This window comes from Nostoc cf. edaphicum LEGE 07299 (genome assembly GCF_015207245.1).
In the GTDB taxonomy this organism is placed as follows: Bacteria; Cyanobacteriota; Cyanobacteriia; order Cyanobacteriales; family Nostocaceae; genus Nostoc; species Nostoc edaphicum_B.
Map to the genome: position 1 here is coordinate 1 of NZ_JADEXF010000961.1, position 2,696 is coordinate 2,696.

The 2,696-nt window shown below is 39.2% G+C and carries 3 protein-coding genes and 1 pseudogene; all 4 read left to right on the forward strand.

Annotated features, from left to right (window positions below; genetic code table 11):
- On the forward strand, positions 1-819 hold an 819-nt coding region (gene hypD / locus IQ229_RS23160; protein WP_194047784.1), incomplete at its 5' end, for a hydrogenase formation protein HypD.
- A 57-nt stretch (positions 820-876) separates the two neighbouring features.
- Entirely contained in the window at positions 877-1,980 is a 1,104-nt protein-coding gene (gene hypE / locus IQ229_RS23165; RefSeq protein WP_194047786.1) for a hydrogenase expression/formation protein HypE, read from the forward strand.
- A gap of 25 nt (positions 1,981-2,005) precedes the next feature.
- Positions 2,006-2,347, forward strand: a complete 342-nt coding sequence (hypA, locus tag IQ229_RS23170) for a hydrogenase maturation nickel metallochaperone HypA (protein ID WP_194047788.1) — start codon at positions 2,006-2,008, stop codon at positions 2,345-2,347.
- Positions 2,338-2,640: pseudogene (locus tag IQ229_RS23175) on the forward strand (hydrogenase nickel incorporation protein HypB); the annotation flags it as partial. The gene hypA and the pseudogene IQ229_RS23175, both read left to right, overlap by 10 nt.
- Positions 2,641-2,696: the final 56 nt, after the last annotated feature.

Below are 2,696 nucleotides of genomic sequence, written 5' to 3' on the forward strand. Positions count from 1 at the left end.
CCCCTAGACAGCCTACAAATTGCCAGAGATAACCCCAACAAACAAGTAGTCTTCTTCGCATTAGGCTTTGAAACCACAGCCCCCAGCACCGCCTTCACCATCCTACAAGCAGCAGCCGAAAAACTTCATAACTTTAGTATGTTTAGCAATCACGTCCTTGTGATTCCCGCCCTCAAAGCACTATTAGATAATCCCGACTTACAACTAGATGGATTTGTTGGGCCAGGCCATGTCAGTATGGTAATTGGCACTGACCCTTATGAATTTATTTCCCAACAATATAATAAGCCAATAGTTGTTTCAGGATTTGAACCCTTAGATATTCTCCAATCAATTTGGATGCTATTGCAACAGCTAGTAGAAAATCGTTGTGAAGTTGAAAATCAATATAACCGAATTGTCCAAAAATCTGGAAACATAGTAGCCCTACAAGCCATAAACAAAGTTTTCGCCGTGCGAGATAGTTTTGATTGGCGCGGCTTAGGTGACATCCTTTATTCAGGATTACAAATTAAACCTGAATATGCCCAATTCGATGCCGAACTTAAATTTACCATTCCTAACCTCAAAGTAGCCGACCATAAAGCTTGTAAATGTGGAGAAATTCTCAAAGGAGTCTTAAAACCTTGGGAGTGTAAAGTATTCGGTACAGCTTGCACACCAGAAACACCAATCGGTACTTGCATGGTATCTTCCGAAGGCGCTTGTGCAGCCTATTACAAATATGGGCGACTCTCCACCATTGCCAAAAGAACAATCACCCAAAAACCAAAAATAACCCAAGAACCTCTCCCCGCCTGCGGCTTCTCCTCAGAATAATACTCAGTGTACCTCTGCGCTTCCCTCTGCGTTCCTTTGCGTTTAAAAAATTTTAATATGAATATTTCCCCCACAAACCCAATACAAAATCCCCTATTCCAAAAAATAGAAAAAGTCCGTCGTCGCCAAACTAAAATCCAAGACACTCACATAACTCTCGCACATGGTAGCGGTGGTAAAGCCATGCGTGATTTAATAGACGAAATCTTTGTCAGCAATTTTGATAATCCAATTCTCTCACAACTAGAAGACCAAGCCAGCTTTAACTTAGCCCCTCTTCTCCAACAAGGAGACAGACTCGCATTTACAACAGATTCTTATGTTGTAGACCCGTTATTTTTCCCCGGTAGTGATATAGGAGAATTAGCTATAAACGGCACAGTTAATGATTTAGCTGTTAGTGGTGCTAAACCTTTATATCTAACTTGTAGTGTAATTTTAGAAGAAGGATTACCTGTAGAAATCTTACGCCGTGTCGCAAACAGTATGAAAGCAGCCGCAACAAAAGCTGGTATTCAAATTGTCACTGGTGACACAAAAGTTGTACATCGAGGTGCTGCCGATAAACTCTTTATTAATACTGCTGGTATTGGTATCATCCCGCGAGGAGTTAACATTTCCGCCCAGAATATTAAACCTGGAGATGCAATAATAATTAATGGTGAAATAGGCAATCATGGGACAGCAATTTTAATTGCCCGTGGGGAATTAGCCTTAGAGACTAATATTGAAAGTGACTGTCAGCCGTTACATAGTTTAGTAGAAACTATTCTCCAGATATGTCCCCAAATTCATGCTATGCGAGATGCTACACGCGGTGGTTTAGCTACAGTATTAAATGAATTTGCCCTTAGTTCAAATGTGGGAATTCGTCTGTACGAAGAATCTATTCCAGTGCGGCAAGAAGTCAATGGAGTTTGCGAAATTCTCGGTTTAGATCCGTTGTATTTAGCGAATGAAGGTAAGTTAGCTGTGGTGGTTCCAAAAAAGAATGCTGAAAACGTTTTATCAGCTATGAAATTACACCCAGCAGGCAAAGATGCTTGTATGATTGGCGAAGTTATTACCTCACCTCCAGGTATCGTATTATTAAAAACAGCTTTTGGTGCTGAAAGGATTGTTGATATGTTAGTAGGCGACCAATTGCCACGAATTTGTTAATCTTTAATAGATTTTATAATATAATATGCACGAATTTGGAATTACCCAAAATATTGTGGCAATTGTGACTGAACACGCCAAAGGCGCAAAAGTGCAGCGAGTTTTATTAGAAATCGGGAAACTTTCAGTCATTATGCCCGACGCTATCCGATTTTGTTTTGATATTTGCACTCAAGGGACAGTTTTAGAAGGGGCAATATTAGAAATTTTGGAAATTCCCGGTTTAGGGCGATGTCGCCAATGCAGTGCAGAAATTTATTTAGATAAACCATTTGGAATCTGTAACTGCGGTAGTGTGCAATTAGATTTAATTACTGGTGAAGAACTTAAAATCAAAGAAATAGAAATAGAGGAATTATGTGTGTAACCTGCGGTTGTTCTGATGATGGCGAAATAAAAATTACAAATTTAGAAACAGGTGAAGCTGAAGATAACCACCATCATCATACTCATACTTTACCAGATGGTACTGTCATCACTCACTCCCACAGTCATGACACTCATATAGAAGCGCCTCAAATTCATGCCAAAATACATAACACAACTATATCTTTAGAACAGGATATATTATCTAAAAATAATTTGATAGCTGCCCAAAATCGGGGATGGTTTAAAGGTCGTAATATTCTTGCTTTAAATTTAATGAGTTCTCCCGGTGCTTGAAAAACAACTCTTTTAACGTGAACTATCAATGAGTTAAAGCAGCAATTATCTAT